This window comes from Haloarcula pelagica (assembly GCF_030127105.1).
GTDB lineage: Archaea > Halobacteriota > Halobacteria > Halobacteriales > Haloarculaceae > Haloarcula > Haloarcula pelagica.
Window position 1 is genome coordinate 167,443 of the sequence record NZ_CP126161.1, and the last position, 17,186, is coordinate 184,628.

At 66.9% G+C, this 17,186-nt stretch carries 14 protein-coding genes; 10 read left to right on the forward strand and 4 right to left on the reverse strand.

The features are described from left to right. Positions 1–32: 32 nt before the first annotated feature. Together P1L40_RS00855 and ppc are read right to left on the reverse strand one after the other, a co-directional pair. Positions 33–485: a universal stress protein gene (locus tag P1L40_RS00855; protein ID WP_284009414.1), complete on the reverse strand. Its 453-nt coding sequence runs from the start codon at positions 483–485 to the stop codon at positions 33–35. 102 nt (positions 486–587) lie between these two features. Continuing rightward, entirely contained in the window at positions 588–3,284 is a 2,697-nt protein-coding gene (ppc, locus tag P1L40_RS00860) for a phosphoenolpyruvate carboxylase (protein WP_284009415.1), read from the reverse strand. Positions 3,285–3,523: 239 nt separating this feature from the next. On the opposite strand from ppc, the gene P1L40_RS00865 reads away from it, so the two are divergent. The 10 genes from P1L40_RS00865 (at position 3,524) to malQ (ending at position 14,476) form a co-directional block, all read left to right on the forward strand. Next, the gene (locus P1L40_RS00865; protein ID WP_284009416.1) at positions 3,524–4,228 is read left to right on the forward strand and encodes a helix-turn-helix domain-containing protein; all 705 of its coding nucleotides are present in this window, start codon (positions 3,524–3,526) and stop codon (positions 4,226–4,228) included. Between the two features lie 75 nt (positions 4,229–4,303). Next, positions 4,304–5,758, forward strand: a complete 1,455-nt coding sequence (locus P1L40_RS00870) for an ABC transporter substrate-binding protein (RefSeq protein ID WP_284009417.1) — start codon at positions 4,304–4,306, stop codon at positions 5,756–5,758. Position 5,759: 1 nt separating this feature from the next. Continuing rightward, positions 5,760–6,557 carry an ABC transporter ATP-binding protein gene (locus P1L40_RS00875; RefSeq protein ID WP_284009419.1) on the forward strand — a complete coding sequence of 266 codons (798 nt, stop codon included), beginning with the start codon at positions 5,760–5,762 and terminating at the stop codon, positions 6,555–6,557. Continuing rightward, a complete protein-coding gene (locus P1L40_RS00880) occupies positions 6,554–7,252 on the forward strand; it encodes an ABC transporter ATP-binding protein (RefSeq protein ID WP_284009421.1) in 699 nt (232 codons plus the stop codon). The genes P1L40_RS00875 and P1L40_RS00880 overlap by 4 nt, the downstream gene beginning before the upstream one ends. Continuing rightward, a complete protein-coding gene (locus P1L40_RS00885) occupies positions 7,249–8,238 on the forward strand; it encodes a branched-chain amino acid ABC transporter permease (RefSeq protein WP_284009423.1) in 990 nt (329 codons plus the stop codon). Before P1L40_RS00880 ends, P1L40_RS00885 begins: the two co-directional genes overlap by 4 nt. A gap of 109 nt (positions 8,239–8,347) precedes the next feature. Then, positions 8,348–9,508, forward strand: coding sequence for a branched-chain amino acid ABC transporter permease (locus P1L40_RS00890; protein ID WP_284011094.1), 1,161 nt, complete (start codon positions 8,348–8,350; stop codon positions 9,506–9,508). Further along, a complete protein-coding gene (locus P1L40_RS00895; RefSeq protein ID WP_284009425.1) occupies positions 9,505–10,518 on the forward strand; it encodes a 3-oxoacyl-ACP synthase in 1,014 nt (337 codons plus the stop codon). Before P1L40_RS00890 ends, P1L40_RS00895 begins: the two co-directional genes overlap by 4 nt. Positions 10,519–10,578: 60 nt before the next feature. Continuing rightward, entirely contained in the window at positions 10,579–11,382 is an 804-nt protein-coding gene (locus tag P1L40_RS00900) for an alpha/beta fold hydrolase (protein WP_284009426.1), read from the forward strand. Further along, positions 11,375–12,931: an AMP-binding protein gene (locus tag P1L40_RS00905; RefSeq protein WP_284009428.1), complete on the forward strand. Its 1,557-nt coding sequence runs from the start codon at positions 11,375–11,377 to the stop codon at positions 12,929–12,931. The genes P1L40_RS00900 and P1L40_RS00905 overlap by 8 nt, the downstream gene beginning before the upstream one ends. Before the next feature lie 42 nt (positions 12,932–12,973). Continuing rightward, the gene (gene malQ, locus P1L40_RS00910; RefSeq protein WP_284009430.1) at positions 12,974–14,476 is read left to right on the forward strand and encodes a 4-alpha-glucanotransferase; all 1,503 of its coding nucleotides are present in this window, start codon (positions 12,974–12,976) and stop codon (positions 14,474–14,476) included. A gap of 14 nt (positions 14,477–14,490) precedes the next feature. Here the strand turns inward: malQ and P1L40_RS00915 are convergent, their stop codons facing one another. Continuing rightward, positions 14,491–14,712 (reverse strand): hypothetical protein, encoded by a 222-nt coding sequence (locus P1L40_RS00915; RefSeq protein WP_284009432.1) that lies wholly within the window; start codon positions 14,710–14,712, stop codon positions 14,491–14,493. A gap of 94 nt (positions 14,713–14,806) precedes the next feature. After that, complete coding sequence (gghA, locus tag P1L40_RS00920) at positions 14,807–17,185, reverse strand: glucosylglycerol hydrolase (RefSeq protein WP_284009433.1); 2,379 nt, start codon at positions 17,183–17,185, stop codon at positions 14,807–14,809. Position 17,186 lies beyond the last annotated feature (1 nt).

The window sequence follows — 17,186 nt, forward strand, 5'->3', positions numbered from 1 at the left end:
TGAGCCCCCGGCTACTGGAAGCGTCGCCGCGCTTAGTCTTCGCCGCGGACGAACGTGACCGGACAGGGAGCGCTCAGCATGACTTCCTGAGCGGTCGACCCGAAGACGGCCTTGCCCGTCGGCGAGCGCTTCCGGCCACCGACGACGACGAGGTCCGCACTGACATCCTCGGCGAGATCGACGATCTGTTCGCCGTGGTTACCGACGGCGCCGCGGACGGATGTCTCGATGTCTGCCTCGTCGAGTCGCTTGAGCAGTTCCCTGACCGTGGTGTGGCGGTCGGCTACCTGGTCCGGGTCGGCCTCGCCGACGGACTCGAACTCGAGTCGGTCGACGACGTTCTCGTACTCGTCGTCCGTGAAGACGTGGGCGACGATGACCTCGGCACCGGCGGGACCGGCGATGTCCGTGACGGCGCTGGCAAGTTCTTCGATTCGGTCTTTGTCGTTCGGGCCGACGGCAAGCAGGATCGTCTCGAGTGCCATAGGGGCCATGCAGTCGGGGCGGGCGTAAATCCTTCGGTAGGTACCACAGGTGTAGTAACTCAGGCGATCGGGTTCGCCGCGGCGGATGGGCAGTGAGCCGGGTTATCCGGTGTTTTTCATGCCGGCGGCGATCCCCTGGACGGTCAGGCGCAGCGTCCGCTTTTCCTCCTCGGTGAGGTGGGACTGAGCCAGCAGTCGGACCTGCAGCAGGTTCAGCGGGTCGACGTACGGATTACGCCGTTCGAGGTTCTCTTCGAGCCACTCACGCGAGAGCAGTCCCTCGCGCTGGGTGATCTGCGTGACCAGATCGACGGTCTCCTCGTACTCCTCTCTGATCCGCGGGAAGATGCGCTCGCGGAGGTCGTCGTCTGCGAGGTCGGCGTACTCCTCGGCGATACCCATCTCGGTGCGAGCGAGCGCCAGGGAAGCGTTGTCGAGTTTCGTCTTGAAGAAGGGCCACTCTTGGTACATCTCCTGGAGCGTCTCGATGTCGCCGCCGTCGTCGAGGTAGGCGTTCAGCCCGGTGGCGATGGAGTACCAGCCGGGGATGATACAGCGGGCCTGCGTCCAGGAGAACACCCACGGAATCGCACGCAGGTCCTCGACGCTGCGGTCCTCGCTGCGCGAGGCCGGGCGCGAGCCCATGTTGAGGTTCTCGATGACCGTGATCGGGGTCGCCTGCTCGAAGTAGTCGACGAAGCCGTCGGTCTCAAGCAGCGACTGGTACTCGTCGCGGGCGGCGTCGGAGGCGGTCTCCATTGCCTCGACCCACGTTTCGGGGACTTCCTCGACCGGCTCTTCCATCGCGTTGTGGCGCGCCCGGATCTGGGCGTTGAGCATCTGTTCGAGGTTCCGCTCCGCGATGTCGTGGTTGGCGTACTTCTCGGCGATGGCCTCGCCCTGTTCGGTGAACTTGATCTGGCCGGTCACCGTCTCGTTTGGCAGCGCCAGCATGGCGTCGTTCATCGGGCCTCCACCGCGGGAAATCGACCCGCCGCGGCCGTGGAACAGGCGCATCTCCACGTCGAAGTCGTCGGTGATGTTGGCCAGGCGCCGCTGGTTGTTGTACAGCGACCAGTTCGCCGCGAGGTAGCCGTTCTCCTTGTTGGAGTCCGAATACCCGAGCAGGATCTCCTGAACGGTGTTGCGGGCCTCAAGCGCCTGCGAGTAGGCCTCGTTCTCGAACAGCGTCCCCATGATCCGCCGGGCGCCCGAGAGGGCGTACTCCGATTCCAGCAGCGGGACGATGTCGAGCCCACAGTAGCCGGGGAGGTCGACGATCCCGACCTGGTCGGCCAGGAAGAGGACTTCCAGCACGTGGCTGGGCTCCTCACACCAGCTGATCGCGTAGGTGTCGATGGCGTCGACGCCGAACTCGTTTTGCCAGTCGGCGGTCTTGCGGAACCGCCGGAGGACGCGGATCGAGTCCTCTGAGAGCCCGTCGGTGTCCTCCATGTCGACGACCGGGCCGTCCTGGAGGATCGCCTCGGTCAGGAACTCGACGCGCTCGTCCTCGGACATCGACTCGTAGTCGATGCCCTGGCGGTCGACCGCCTCCGCGATGGCGTCGGTGTGCATCTTGCGGTGGTCGCGGAGGTCCAGGCTCGCCAGAGTGAACCCGAACGTGTCGACCTTCCGGATGAGGGGGTCGACGTGGGACTCGGCGATGACCGCCGCGTCGTTGTCACGGAGGCTGGCGGCGATCGTGTGGAGGTCCTTCAGCAGGTCTTCCGGGCTGTCGTAGCCGCCCTGGCGCACGTCGTCGACGCGTAGCACCGACTCGCGCATCAGCTTGAGTTTCTGGCGGTAGGGCTCGTCCGGGTAGCGCTCCTCGGCCTCGGCGGCGACGCCGGGGAGGCGCTCCTTGTGTTCGGTCAGGCGCTCGTCGAAGCGGCTGTCGGTCGTGATGTTGGAGGCGTCCTGGCTCAGGACACCGGAGAGCGCCTTCAGCCGATCACGGTACAGCGGCAGCACCGTCTCGCGCTGGCGCTCCAGGGTCTCCTCGGTGACCTCGGGCGTGACGAAGGGGTTCCCGTCCCGATCGGAGCCGGCCCACGAGCGGAACTCGTAGAGCTTCGGGACATCGATCTCCTCGTCGTACTCCTCGTCGATCGCGTGTTCCAGTTCGTCGTACACCTCGTCGATGACATCGAAGAGGACGTTTTCGAGGTACCACTGGATGTTCAGCGCCTCGTCGGTGACCTCCGGGCGGCGGTCACGGACCTGGGGGGTCTGCCAGAGGCTCGTGACTTCCGAGCGAACGTCCCGTCGGACGACATCCTCCTCGCGGTCGGTCAGGCGGACCTCGTCGAGCGTTTCGAGGTCGTTCGCCACGCTTCGGAGCTTCGCCTTGACCGTCTTCCGGCGGGCCTCGGTCGGGTGTGCGGTGAACGTCGGTTCGATGAACACGTCGTCGAGGACCTGTTCGACCGTCTCGGAGCCGATGTCGGCGTCCGCGAGTTCTTCGACCGCAGCGCCGACGCTGTCTTCGAGCGTCCCGGCCTGGCTCGCCTCCCGGATCTCCCGGACGCGCTGGCGCTCTTCGGCGAGGTTGATCAGTTCGAAGTAGGTGGTAAACGCCCGAGCGACGACCCCCTCCATCTCGGGATCGAGGCGGTCAAGCGTCCGCCCGATCGACTCCCGCGTCTCCAGGTCGCCGCGCCGATAGTCGATCGACGACGTGCGGATATCTTCGACGATCTCGAACGCTTCGGTGGAGGATTGCGTCTCCAGTACGTCGCCCAGCAACTCGCCCAGTTCCCTGACATCCTGGGGGAGATCTCTGGCGTGCAAATTCATACCAGTCCCTCCAGAGTGGAGCCCTAAAACAGTATTGAAACGGGGTGGCACGAACCCACAACGTGCGTGGTCGTTCGTGATGGAAACCGGGTCGCTGGCGGCCTGAACGGACGATAATGTCGATCGATCTGACAGTGTGAGAACAGACGGCTCACCGGAACCACCGTGTTTTTCAAACCTACGTAGGAAGAATCATTTATGATTGTGGAGGTTCGCTGTTGGAGTAGCGGACACTGTGCATGATTGACATTGCCCTGGACATGGAACAGTACGACTGTCCGTTCATCGACACCACTGCCGACCACGAGGTGGCGTTCGCGGCGATGCAGTGGGAGTTCGACCAGAGCGTCCGCGAGTTAGAGACGCGGATGGTCGTCGAAGCCGACGGCAGGGATGCACTCGACAACGGGCTGGAGGCGTTACAGGCACACGGAAACATGAACGACCTCTCGCTGTTGCGCCGGCAGGGCGAGGTCGCACAGATCAGGACGGTCATCGAGGAGACGGCGGCGATGCGGACGATCCGTGGACACGACGGCTACATCACCGGGCCGTTCCACATCGAGGCCGGCAGCGAGGTGTGGCACGTGGGCTTCGACACGAGCCACGACGCCGACCGGACCCTCTCGGACCTGGACCGTGACAACGAGTTCGACGTGGTCGAACGGGAGAACACCGGCCTCCCGGAGCTACAGGACGTGGTCCAGAACGCCGGCGCGGCGATGACGCTCGTCAACGGCTGTCGGGACCTCTCGGAGACCGAACGCGAGACGCTGGAGACGGCCGTCTCGGAGGGGTACTTCGAGAGCCCGCGGGGCGCGACCCTGGGGAACCTCGCCGACGAGTTCGGCGTCTCGAAACCGGCCGTCTCGAAGAACCTCCGGCGGGGCGAGCGCAAGATGATCGAACGCGTCGTCGAGGCGCTGGACGACATCGACGAGTAACGACACCTTCTCGCGGGCGGCGTTAACATGTAAACGCCCGCTACTATGCGTATCGTACACGATAGATTACTCCGTATGAGAGATTATGCCACACGACGCCGTGTCCTGGGCGCACTCGGTGCCGGACTGACCGGGCTCGCTGGCTGTGTCAGCGAAGACCGTGGAAGCGGTGACGGCGGTGACGGGAGCAGCGGGAGCGACGGGAGCGACGGAGGATCAGACATGAACGGCGACGGCGACTCATCGAGTGACGGCGGGAGCACGGGCGACGGATCGAGCGGAACGACGAGCGTCTCGATCGGGATGTTACAGCCGCTGTCCGGGGACCTGGCCTACTACGGCCAGCAGTCGCTGTGGGGCTTCCTCTCGGGGCTTGCCTACAAGGCCGGCGACTCCCCGCCGGCCGAACCCAGCACCGGCGAATTGACGATGACCGTCGGGGATGTTGAGTATACGGTCTACATCCGCGACACGCAGTTCTCGGCCGACACCGCACAGACGGCCGCGACGAACCTCGTCGAGAACCAGGGCGTCGACATCCTCGCTGGGTGTGCGTCCTCCGCGTCGGCGAGTCGCGTCGTCACGACCGTCGTCAACCAGGCCAGCGTCCCGATGATGGTCGGCCCGGCCGCCTCCGCGGGGATCACCTCCAACAGCGAGACCTGCGGTGACCTGGTGTACCGGGCCAGCGAGAACACGGCGATGGACGCCCGTTCGGGCGGGAAGTACGTCGCCAACGAGACCGACGTATCGAGTGTCTACCTGTTCGGGGCCGACTACAGTTTCGGCCGCGCGGTCGTCAACAACTACAAGGCCGTCCTCCAGAACGAGGGCGTCGAGATCGTCGGCGAGCGGTTCGTCGAACAGGGGTACGCCGAGTGGGAAGGGCTCCTCGACAACGCCGAGGAAGCCGGCGCAGAGGGCGTCGTCGGCGGGTTCACCGTTGCGACGCTGCCCAGCATGTTCAACGCCTTCCTCTCGGGGGAGTACTCCTATCGGGTGTTCGGCGGCTACGCGACGCGGATCACCAACAGCGTCGTCGGCGGGACGATGCAGAACGTCCTGGGGGAGCCACTGACCCAGGAGAAGATCCGCAACTCGAACCTGGGGCCGTTTACGACCCGGTACCACTGGAACCAGTACGACAACGACATCAACAACACCTTCGTCGAGACCTACACCGACACGTACGGCGTCGTGCCGGACCTGTTCACTTCGGGGACGTTCACCGGAGCCTCGGCGATCCACCAGGCCGTCCAGGAGGGCGGTTCGACCGAGGGTCCCGACATCGCGAGCGCGTTGAAGGGGATGACCGTCACCGACACGCCGAAAGGCGAGGGCGGCTACACCTTCCAGGAGTACAACAACCAGGCCCGCTCGGCGATGACCGTCGCCGACCCCATCCCGACGACCGACGAGTGGTCGGAGAACTGGGGTGCGGCCATCATGCCGGGCGAGCCGCTGTCACGGATCGGCGCTGACGAGACGACGATCCCGGCAGACAGCGACCAGATGGACTGCTCGCTGTAACATGCTCAGGACGCGGGGTCTCACGAAGGAGTTCGGCGGGCTGACCGCCGTCGACGACGTATCGTTCGAACTCGGCGACGAACTGTGCTCGCTCATCGGGCCCAACGGTGCCGGCAAGACGACGTTCTTCAACCTCCTCACGGGGGTGTTGGCCCCGACGGAGGGGACCGTCGAACTCCGGCGGAGCGGCCAGTGGGACGATATCACCGACGCGGCACCACACGAGACGGCCCAGCGAGGCATCCACCGCTCGTACCAGGTCACGTCGGTGTTCCCCAACAGCACCGTCCTGGAGAACGTCCGCGTGGCCGAACAGGCCCGCGGGAGCGACTCGACGCGGTTCTGGCGCAACGTCGACCACTTCGAAGAGCACACCGAGCGCGCACACGAAATCCTCGAACGAGTGGGCCTAGACGACCGCGCCCACGACCCGCCCAGCACGCTCAGCCACGGCGCCAAGCGGAAACTGGAGGTCGGGATGGCACTCGCCGGCGATCCGTCGGTGCTGTTGCTCGACGAACCCAACGCCGGCGTCTCCTCCGAGAGCGTCGACGAGGTCCGTGCCCTCATCGAGGACGTAGCCGAGGACCACGCCGTGTTGCTTGTCGAACACAACATGGACATCGTGATGGATGTCTCCGAGCGGGTCGTCGTCCTCCACCAGGGCGCGGTCATCGCGGACGGTCCGCCGGCGGAGGTCCGTGCGAACCCCGATGTCCAGTCGGCGTATCTCGGTGGCTACGAACCCGGGAGTCTCGACGACGCCGACGAGCCTGCCGACGAGGGTGGTGTCGTGTGAGCCTGCTCGAACTCTCCGACGTGAACACCTACTACGGCGACAGCCACATCCTCCAGGGGGTCGATCTAGCCGTCGAGGAGGGGGAAGTCGTCGCACTGGTCGGGCGAAACGGCGTCGGGAAGACGACGACGCTGCGCTCGATCCTCCAGTTGAACCCGCCACGCGAGGGCGAGATCACGTTCCGGGGCGACTCACTGGTCGGCCTGGAGACCCACGAGGTCGCCGACCGCGGCGTCGGCTGGATCCCCGAGGAGCGGCGGATCTTCGGGCAGTTGACCGTCGAGGAGAACCTCCGAGCGGCGATTCCCGACACGGATTCGATCGCCGAAGGACTGGCCCTGGCTTTCGACGCCTTCCCGATCCTCGAAGAGCGCCGCCGACAGGAAGCGGGGACGCTCTCCGGGGGCCAACAGCAGATGCTCGCCATCGCCCGCGGACTCGTCGGCGAGAACGACCTCCTGCTTGTCGACGAGCCAAGCGAGGGACTGGCGCCACAGATCGTCGCCGACGTGGCGGAGGCACTCTCCGAAGCGAGTGCCGAAGCGACGATCCTCCTCGTCGAGCAGAACCTCCCGCTGGCGCTCGATCTCTCCGATCGGTTCTACATCGTGGACCACGGCGTCGTCGTCGACGACGGCGACTCCGACGCGGTCTCAGCCGACGACGAGCGGTTCAGGAGGTATCTCTCGGCATGATCGTCGAGACACTGGCGGACTTCCTGACGGTCCCGGAACTGGGAACCGTCGTCGTCAACGGACTCGCCAAGTCCGCGCTGTACGTGATGATCGCCAGCGGACTGACGCTGATCTTCGGGCTGATGGGCGTGTTGAACTTCGCACACGGCTCGCTGACGATGGTCGGCGCGTACCTGGCCGGGTTGGTGATGGTCACCGTCGTCGGGCAGGCGACCGGGTCGGTGACGCGGCTGGCGGTGTTTTTCGTCGCGATCCTGCTGGTCTTCGGTGGGCTCAGCGTCCTCGGCGGGGCCATCGAGACGACGCTCATCCGGCCGCTGTACGACCGCCCGCCGATCTACCAGATCCTGCTCACCTTCGGCCTGACGCTGGTGATCGACGAGATCGTCCGGATCGTCCTGGGCGTGTTCGGGATGCAGCCCATCTCGGACTGGCAGGCAGCCCTGGCGACGAAACCGCAGTTCCTCCGCGAGCCCGCGGCCGTCGCCGGGATCAGCGTCCGCTGGATGGCCGTCTTCCAGATCCTGCTGGGAATCGTCACCGTCGTGGGCATCTGGGCGTTCCTGACGAAGACCCGATACGGCCTGTACATCCGTGCCGGTAGCGAGGACTCGGAGATGGCCGCGGCGCTCGGCATCGACGTTCGCCAGGTGTTCACCGTCGTCTTCGCGCTGGGCATCGGACTGGCGGGCGCGGCCGGTACCCTGCTGATGTGGGACGCCACCTGGGGCGCGAGCGTCCCGCTGGCAGCGGAGACGCTCCTCCCTGCGTTCATCGTCGTCATCGTCGGCGGCCTGGGGACCTTCCGGGGAACCGTCGTCGCCGCCGTCGTCGTCGGGATGACCGACGCGGTGATGACCTGGTGGTTCCAGAACTACATCCAGTTCACCGGGCTGCCGGAACTGGTGCTGTTCCTGGTGCTCGTGGTGACGCTGATCGTCAGGCCACAGGGACTGTTCGGCGTCGAGGAGGTGGGGGGCCATTAGCACCGAAACCCAGGCCGGGACGACCACCGAGGTCTCCTGGCCAGTGGCCTACCTCCGCTCGCACGCCGCCCACGTGGCGATCATCCTGCTGCTCGCGGTGTACCCGTCGATCTACCACACGCTGTTGAACTCGCCGGTCCAGTACGAGGCCGAGATGCTGTTACCGACCGTCGAGACGATGGTCGGCGTGCTGTACTTCGGCCTGTTCGCGATGTCCTTCGACTTCATCAGCGGCTACACCGGCTACCTCTCCTTTGGCCACGCGGCCTTCTACGGGACCGGTGCCTACACGGTCATCCTCGTCGCCAACGGGAAGTTCCCGCTCCTGGGCCCGGAGACCCCGTTCATGATCTCGCTGCTGGTCGCGGGGCTGTTGGCCGTGGTCGTCGCGCTGCTGGTTGGGCTGGTCTCGTTCCGGCTCTCCGGGGTCTACTTCGCGATGATCACGCTCGGGTTCGCCCAGGTGCTGTACGTGTTCATCCGGGGCTGGGACTACGTGGCACGCAACCCCCGTGACGGTCCCGCCGTGGGGCCGAGCCACGCCAGCGGCTTCGACATCGGCGTCCCCTGGGTCGACCAACTCAACCTCGCGATCGGTGTTCTCACCGGCGACGAGGTGTCCCTGCTGGGGACGACCCTGTCGGGGACGACCGTCTCGTTCTACATGGTCGGACTCGTCGTCCTGGTCTGTTACTTCGCGATGCAGCGGATCATCCACTCGCCCTTCGGCCGGGTGATGATCGCCATTCGCGAGAACGAGGAGCGGGCGGTCGCGATCGGCTACAACACCTACGTCTACAAGCTGGCCGCCTTCTGTATGAGCGGGTTCTTCGCGGGCGTCGCCGGCGCGCTGTTCGCCGGCTTCAGGCGCTCGGCAAGCCCCGAGAACTCGTTTTACTTCCTGGTCTCCGGTGACGCCCTCCTGGCGAGTATCATCGGCGGGTTCGGGACGCTGGCCGGCCCGCTGTACGGCCGGCTGTTCGACGAGACGGTCCGCGAGTTCCTCTCGAAGTCCGGCCAGGGCGGTGGCCTGCTCCCCTATCTCCGCCTGCTGCTCGGCGAGGGGACCCTCTCGACGCCGGTCGTCGGCGGGATGACCGTCGGCGGCCTCATCGACACCCTGTTGAACGGCCACGCCAGTCTCTACGTCGGTATCGTGTTCGTGTTGTTCGTCCTCTACGTCCCCGACGGCCTGCTGGGGACGATCCGAAACCGAATCGGCGGCACCGTCGCCGACGCTCTCCCGGCGAAGGTCTGGGACGACGAATGACCGTCCACGTCACCGGCCTGGGGACCTACCTCCCCGATGGGACGATGACCGCCGCGGACGTGGCCGACCGGAGCGGGATTCCCGAGGACGTGATCCGCGAGAAGATGGGGCTGTGCGGGAAACACGTCTGCCGGCCCGAGGAGGACCACCCCTCTGAGATGTGTGTCGCCGCGGCCCGCGAGGCGCTCGCCGACGCCGATGTCGCCGCCGACACGCTCGATATGGTCCGGTACCACGGCAGCGAGTACAAAGACCACGTGGTCTGGAACGCCGCGGCCGCCGTGGCCGAGGAGATCGGCGCGACCGGCGCCGGCGCGACCGAGAGCTACGCGCTCTGTGCCGGCTTTCCCGTCGCGCTCCGGGAGGCGAAGGCCCTGCTCGCGGCCGAGCCAGCGACCGAGCGGATTCTGCTCGTCGCCGCCAGCCGCGAGGAGGACCTCGTCGACTACACGGACGACGATACGTCGTTCATGTTCAACTTCGGCAGCGGTGCGACGGCCGCGGTCGTCGAGACCGACGCCGAAGACCGAGCGCTGGCCCGCGTCCGCGAGAGCGCGAGCGTGACCGACGGCAGTTTCGCCCGGGACGTGATCGTCCCCGCCGGCGGGACCGCGCGGCCGGCGAGCCACGACACGGTCGAGACCGGCGCACACTCCCTTCGGGTGCCCGACCATGAGTCGATGAAAGAACGGCTCGCCGAGGAGAGTCTGCCGAACTTCACGTCGGTCGCCACGGACGCCCTCGAACGGTCGGGCTACGGAGTCGAGGAGATCGACTTCGCCGCGATCACCCACATGAAACGGTCCTTCCACGAGTACCTCTGTTCGGAGTTCGGGCTGACAGCGGACCAGCACCGGTATCTGGACGACTACGGCCACGTCCAGAGCTGTGATCAGGTGCTCGCGCTCGACGACTGCCGTGACCGCCTCGGCGACGGCGATATCGTCCTCTGTCTGGCGGCCGGCACCGGCTACACCTGGGCCGCGAGCGTCCTAGAGTGGACCGCGTAACCCCGCGATGTTCACATGGTAACGTCCCCCTTGAAGGAGAACGCGGGAGAACGATTGTCTATGCCATATGCGAGCAACGACGGCGTCCGCCTGGCCTACGAGCGCGAGGGGCCACCGGACGCCGAGACCGTCGTGTTCGTCGAGGGACTGGGCTACGGCCGGTGGATGTGGCGGTTCCAACACCGGGCCGTCAGCCGCGACTACGAGAGCATCCGGTGGGACAACCGCGGCACCGGCGCCTCCGACGAACCCGAGGGACCCTACACTGTCCCGGAGATGGCGAGCGACCTCGAAGCGGTTCTGGACGACGCCGGAGTCGAGTCGGCCCACGTCGTCGGCGCGAGCATGGGCGGGATGATCGCCCAGCAGTACGCCCTGGAGTACGACCGAGCGCAGTCGCTGACGCTCATGTGTACTTCGCCGGGTGGTCCCCAGGAGGTCCCCATCCCCGACAAGACGCTCGACCGGATGTTCAACGTCCCGGAGGACGCCGACGAGCGCGAGGCCATCCGGTACAAGATGCGGCCGGCACTGACAGAGGGGTTCTGGAACGACAACCAGGAGCTGATCGACCGCATCGTCGAGTGGCGCCTGGACAGCGACGCCAGCGAACAGGCCCGGGGCTGGCAGGCCGCGGGCGTCGACGCCTTCGACGTTCACGACCGGCTCGACGAGATCACCCAGCCGACGCTGCTGTTGCACGGCACCGCCGACCGCGTGGTCCCCTACGAGAACGGCGAACTGCTGGCTGCGGGGCTCCCCGATGTCGAGTTCGTCACCCTGGAGGGCGCCCCACACCTCCTCTTTATCGAACGTCACGAGCGGGTCACCGACCGCCTGCTGGAGTTCCTCGACGATGGTTGATCGGTCGGCGCCCCAGGAGTGGGTCGGCGCCTGGAGCGAGAAGCGGGCCGCGCTCACCCCCGAGCGCGAGGGGCTAGTCGACGCGACGACGGGCGAGCGGTTCACCTACGCCGACCTCGACCGGCGGGCGAACCGGGCGGTCCGCCTCCTCCGTGACCGCGGCGTCGACGCGGACGACAGCGTCGCCGTCGTCTCGCGCAACCGTCCCGCCGTCGTCGATCTGTTCTTCGCGACCGCGAAGGCCGGCGCCACTCTGGCACCGCTGTCTCACCGTCTCGCGCCGCCGGAACTGGGCGAGCTACTGGCCCGCGTCGATCCGGGGCTCCTCGTGGTCGAAGCCCCGTTCGCCGCGGACGTGGCCGACGCGCTCTCGGCGAGCGGCGTCGACCCGTCGGTCGTCGTACTGGGTGCCGACAGCGGGGACGTGACGAGCGAGTTCCCCGAGGCACCGGGCTACGACGCGGCGCTTCCGGCCGACGGATCGGTAGTCGAGACGCCGGCGGTCGCCCCCGACGACCCACACCTGCTGTTGCACACCGGCGGCTCGACGGGGACGCCCAAGGAGACGGTTCTCACACACGAAGGCATCGTCTGGAACTCGGTGAACACGATCACCGCCTGGGGCCTGCGCGACGACGACGTGACGCCGATGGTGTTCCCGATGTTCCACACCGGCGGCTGGAACGTCCTCACGGTGCCGCTGTGGCACATGGGCGGCACTGTCGTCATCGCCCGGGAGTTCGATCCCGGGCAGGTCCTCTCGGTGATCGACGAGGAGGGCGGAACCGTCCTCGTGGCCGTCCCCGCCGTGTTGCGGATGATGACCGACCACGACGACTGGGACTCGGCCGACCTCTCGCAACTGCGCTTCGCCAAGTCCGGCGGCGGCCCGTGCCGACAGTCGGTCATGCAGACCTGGTGGGACCGGGGGATCGATCTCTCGCAGGGGTACGGCCTCACCGAGTGTGGCCCCAACAACTTCGCGATGCCCGACGGCTGGCCCCGCGAGAAGGCCGATGCCGTCGGCAAGCCGGCGCTCCACGTCGACGCCCGGATCGTCGACGACGACGGCGACCCGGTCGAGCGCGGCGAGATCGGCGAACTGGTTCTGCGGTCGCCCCACGCCGCCGACGGCTACCTCGACAACCCCGAGGAGACCGCCGCGACCTTCGGCGCGTTCGTCGCGACGGGTGACCTCGCCCGGGAGGACGCCGACGGCTACTTCCACATCGAGGGTCGCAAGAAGGAGATGTACGTCAGCGGCGGCGAGAACGTCTACCCCGCCGAAGTCGAGGACGCCGTCGCCGACCATCCCGGCGTCGACGAAGTGGTCGTGATCCCGGTCCCAGACGACCAGTGGGGCCAGGTCGGGAAGGCCGTCGTCCAGGGCGACGAGTCGCTGACGCTCGCGGACCTCCGGGAGTTTCTGGACGACCGCCTGGCCGGCTTCAAACACCCGCGACACCTCGCGTTTATCGAGGAGATGCCCACGAGCGGCCCGTCGAAGATCGACCGCCAGGCCGTCGAGGCCGAGTTCGGCGCGGAGTAGCGAGGGGCGGGCTTTTGTGTCCGCCTGTCGAACGGTCCCGGTATGCACTTCGAGCGGTCGAGCGGGATCTTCCTGCATCTCACGTCGCTGCCGAGTCCGGACGGAGTCGGGACGCTCGGCGAACCGGCCGAACAGTTCGTGGACTACCTGGACAGCGCCGGCCAGAGGCTGTGGCAGATCTGTCCGCTCGGGCCGACCGACGGCGCGTTCGGTAACTCGCCGTACCAGACCCACTCGTCGTTCGCCGGGAACCCGCTGTTGGTGAGTCTGACGGAACTCGTCGCAGACGGCTGGCTGACCGACGACGACCTCGCGGACCGACCGGACTTCGACGACCACTGGGTCGAGTACGACCGCGTCGGCGAGTACAAACGCGGGATGCTCCGGACGGCCTTCGAGCGGTTCCAGGAGACAGCCGGCGAGAGCGAACAGCGAGCCCTGGACGAGTTCGCCGCCGACAACGACGGGTGGCTGGCCGACTACGCGCTCTTTCGGGCGCTGAAGACCCACTTCGACGGGGACGGCTGGACCCAGTGGCCCGCCGAGATCAAACAGCGCGACCCCGAGGCGCTCGCCCGGTATCGTGAGGAACTGGCCGAGGAGGTGCGCTTCCGTGAGTTCGTCCAGTGGTGTTTCGACCGGCAGTGGGACCGACTCCACGAGTACGCGAACGATCACGGCGTCCAGATCATCGGCGACATGCCGATCTACATGGGGATGGACAGCGCCGACGTGTGGGCGAACCCGGAACTGTTCGACCTGGACGAACACAACGAACCCGCGGCCGTCGCCGGGATGCCGACCAACCCGGACGGCGACGGCACCGGCCAGCGCTGGGGCAACCCCCTCTACGACTGGGCGGCGATGGCCGAGGACGACTACGCCTGGTGGGTCGACCGGTTCGAGGCGCTGCTCTCTCGGGTCGACATCACCCGGGTCGACCACTTCAAGGGGTTCGAGAGCTACTGGGCCGTGCCGGCGGACGCGCCGACCGCCGCGGACGGCGAGTGGCGCGACGGGCCGGGCCGGGAACTGTTCGAGACCGTCGAGGCCGAACTGGGCGAGTTACCGATCATCGTCGAGAACCTCGGCGGGATCACCCCGGAGCTGCGCGAACTGCGCGAGTCGCTGGGCGCGCCCGGCATGAACGTGGCGCTGTACGCCGACTGGTGTACGGAGGACCACATGTACATGCCCCACGTCTACCCGCAGGACTCGGTCGCGTACACCTCCACGCACGACACCAACACCGTGATGGGCTGGTACCGCGACGAGGCCGGCGACCGCCAGCGGGACTGTCTGCACTTCTACGTGGACTCGGACGGCCACGACATCAACTGGGACATCACAGAGGCCGTCTGGGCCGCCGACTCGATCTTCGCGATCACACAGATGCAGGACTTGCTCGGCCTGGGCGGCGAGACGCGGTTCAACACGCCCGGGACGGCCGAGGGCAACTGGACGTGGCGGATCACCGAGGGCGGATTCGATCGGGGAGTCGCCCAGCGGCTCCGGGACGTGACCGAGCGCCACGCGCGGGACTGACGCCGGCGCCGGCGTCAGTCGTCGCTGGCCTCGAAGCGGTCGTGGTACGACCGGGCCTGCTCGACGGTCATCGTCTCCCACTCGTCGTCGACGCGGACCTGCACTTTGCCTTCGGGTACGTCAGCGTCGACCTGTTCCGTGTGCGTCGCGACCAGATGCTCCGCGTACTGTCGCCGGGCGCCAGCCGCCGAGGCGGCGATCGCCTGCCACCGGCAGCCGTCGTGTGAACACCGCATTGGTTGGCTACCGAAGGGGGAAGGGGCGGATAACCGTTGCTCTAGCTGTCATCGAGAGATACGGAGACGGGCGACCGAAAGCGGCGCCTACCGTTCAGTCCAGCGACCGGACGAACAGCGCCGCCTGGCTGTCGGCAAGCGACACCGCGTCGCTCGCGTCCTCGACATCGAGTTCGGGGGACGCGAGCGCGACTTCCCAGCCTTCGTCGTCGACATCGACCAGGTCCGTCGGCGTCACCGTCTCGGCGACGCCCTCCATCGTCCCGACGAAGAGCAGTTCCTCGCTGTCGTCGGACGCACGACGATGCCCGTAGTACAGCACGGTCCCGTCGGTGGGGTAGACGTACTCCAGCGTGTCCGCACCCGTGAATTCCGTCGTCACCCACTCGTGGTCGTGACGGAACTCCCGGACCCGCAGGTCGAAGGCGGTGCGCTCCTCGTCCTGCTGATCGTGCCAGTGGGAGAGATTGAAAAACTCACCCAGGTCACGCATCCACTCCCGACCGAGCTGTTCGAGTTCGGCGACGCTGAACTCGTCGCCGATCGGCGTCCCGGCGGTGTTGAGCAGCGTCGTGATCTCCTCCTTGTCGTAGTCGGTCATGCTGACCGCGTCGGCCAGCAGTCCGAGGAACTCGCTCAGTTCGTCGCGGTCCTCGAAGCCCCACTCCTTGAGCCGCCCGAAGTGGGCGTCGTTCTCGAAGTCCTGCGGGCGGATCTGCCACTCGGGGAAGTTCTCCTCCTCCGAGAGGACCTTGAGGTTCCAGACGGCGTCGGTGTCCCGGACGAACCCCCACGGCGCGCGCATGTTGGCGTGGGTGAAGTCCATCGGACAGCCCGGCATGAACGCGTGGAACAGGATCGTCGAGGCCGGGTTGTTGTACGCCTTCCGGAGCTGGTCGTTTCTCGTCTCGCCCAGGTAACGGTTGATCTGGGGCTGGCTGAAGGGCGGGTCCGGTTCGAGTTGGGTCCCGCGGCGTATCGTGTCGTGGTTGGCGACTCCGGAGATCCAGTTCTCGCCCATGTCCCGGACTTCTTTCACACGCCACCACTTCGTCGCCCAGAACGTCTGGAGCGCCGGCGTGTTGTGCGCGAAGGTGACCGGCCCCCACTGATAGGAGTGGGGGTGTTCCTCGATCAGCGTGCGGTAGGTCGAGGCCAGTTCCCAGTCCGAGCGAGGCCAGGGACGGCCGTCCTCGTAGATCATCCAGGGCCGGTACTCGACGCCGGCGACCTCCTGGGTGACCCGGTCCATCTCGGCGAGGTACTCGTCGTCGTGCCACTCCTCCTCCGCTTCGGGATCCCAGTTCGTGAAGTCCTGAGCGCCGTCGACACGGATGCCGTCGGCGCCGAAATCCATCTTCCGGCGCTGGAGTTCCAGCAGACCGGCCCGAACGACGGGTTGGGTGTAGTCCAGTTCCTGCCCGTACATCCCGGGGCCGGCGAACCACTCCTCGTTGAGCAGGGGGAGCGCGCCGTTGTCGGCGTGGCCCAGCGCGATGTCGAAGACCACCTTCACCGGGTCAGGAAGGGTGTGCAGCGTCGCGATGAGGTCGACGAGTTCGTCGGGGCGGCGCGTCTCCAGGATGGCGGGGTTGACCGTCCCGAACCCGGAGATGATGATGTCGTATCCCCAGTTGACCATGTCCGGCCGGCGGAGTGTCGCCCGCAGGCGGTCGCCGGAGGACACTTCGGGCAACCAGTAGCCCAGTTCGTCCTCGTTCTGGGTGATCGGGGCGACCGGCATCAACTGGACGGCGTCGTAGCCGACGAAGTTCCGCTCCGGCGGCGTCAGGTCCTCCTCGGCCGCCTGCTTCTCGCCGATGGTCTCGAACTGGCGCTTCAGGCCGGCCAGTGTCCCGGACTCGGTGGCCGTTCCGGGATGGATCTCCAGCATGCTCGTCGCGGGCTCGAAGCGCGGCAGCCCCTTGTCCTCGTGGGCGTGGGGGGCGACGCCGTCGTCCTCTAGCCGCTGGAAGTACTCGCGGTCCGCGCGCTCCTCGTCCAGCCGGGCCATGTCGTACAGCTCAGCCGGGCCGTAGGCGCCAAACGGGAGCGAGTCGGCGAACGGGTCGGTGACCGTCTCGCGCTCGCCGTCGACCTCGTAGCTGAGTCGGTAGAGCGTCCCGAGTTGTTCGCGCGTCCCGGGCCGTGGACCGTCGACGGCGGCCCACGTAAACTCACCTTCCCGGTGGGTCTCGACGAACTGCCGGTCGAAGGTGACCTCCTGTTCGTCGGCGGTCAGGTCAACGTCGTCCTCGGCGGTCAGGAGCTCCAGTCGAACGTCCTCGGCAGGGACCTCGTCGAGCTGAGGCGTCCAGAAGCCAAACTCCGCGTGGCCGTCACGCCAGTGGGCGCCAAGCCGCGTCGTCAGTTCCTTCGCGGCCTCGAACCGGTCGTCGTGGGCGTCCAACACCTCGCGCTGGAACGCGATCAGGCCCTCGGTGGCGTCGGCGTCGGTGGTGTACTCCGGCATG

Bases quoted from the DNA above. Each gene is read 5' to 3' on its own strand.
- P1L40_RS00905 (WP_284009428.1), top strand. From the start codon at position 11,375: ATGGTTGATCGGTCGGCGCCCCAGGAGTGGGTCGGCGCCTGGAGCGAG.
- gghA (WP_284009433.1), bottom strand. From the start codon at position 17,185: ATGCCGGAGTACACCACCGACGCCGACGCCACCGAGGGCCTGATCGCG.
- P1L40_RS00915 (WP_284009432.1), bottom strand. From the start codon at position 14,712: ATGCGGTGTTCACACGACGGCTGCCGGTGGCAGGCGATCGCCGCCTCG.
- P1L40_RS00870 (WP_284009417.1), top strand. From the start codon at position 4,304: ATGAGAGATTATGCCACACGACGCCGTGTCCTGGGCGCACTCGGTGCC.
- P1L40_RS00865 (WP_284009416.1), top strand. From the start codon at position 3,524: ATGATTGACATTGCCCTGGACATGGAACAGTACGACTGTCCGTTCATC.
- P1L40_RS00875 (WP_284009419.1), top strand. From the start codon at position 5,760: ATGCTCAGGACGCGGGGTCTCACGAAGGAGTTCGGCGGGCTGACCGCC.
- ppc (WP_284009415.1), bottom strand. From the start codon at position 3,284: ATGAATTTGCACGCCAGAGATCTCCCCCAGGATGTCAGGGAACTGGGC.
- P1L40_RS00895 (WP_284009425.1), top strand. From the start codon at position 9,505: ATGACCGTCCACGTCACCGGCCTGGGGACCTACCTCCCCGATGGGACG.
- P1L40_RS00885 (WP_284009423.1), top strand. From the start codon at position 7,249: ATGATCGTCGAGACACTGGCGGACTTCCTGACGGTCCCGGAACTGGGA.
- malQ (WP_284009430.1), top strand. From the start codon at position 12,974: ATGCACTTCGAGCGGTCGAGCGGGATCTTCCTGCATCTCACGTCGCTG.
- P1L40_RS00900 (WP_284009426.1), top strand. From the start codon at position 10,579: ATGCCATATGCGAGCAACGACGGCGTCCGCCTGGCCTACGAGCGCGAG.
- P1L40_RS00855 (WP_284009414.1), bottom strand. From the start codon at position 485: ATGGCACTCGAGACGATCCTGCTTGCCGTCGGCCCGAACGACAAAGAC.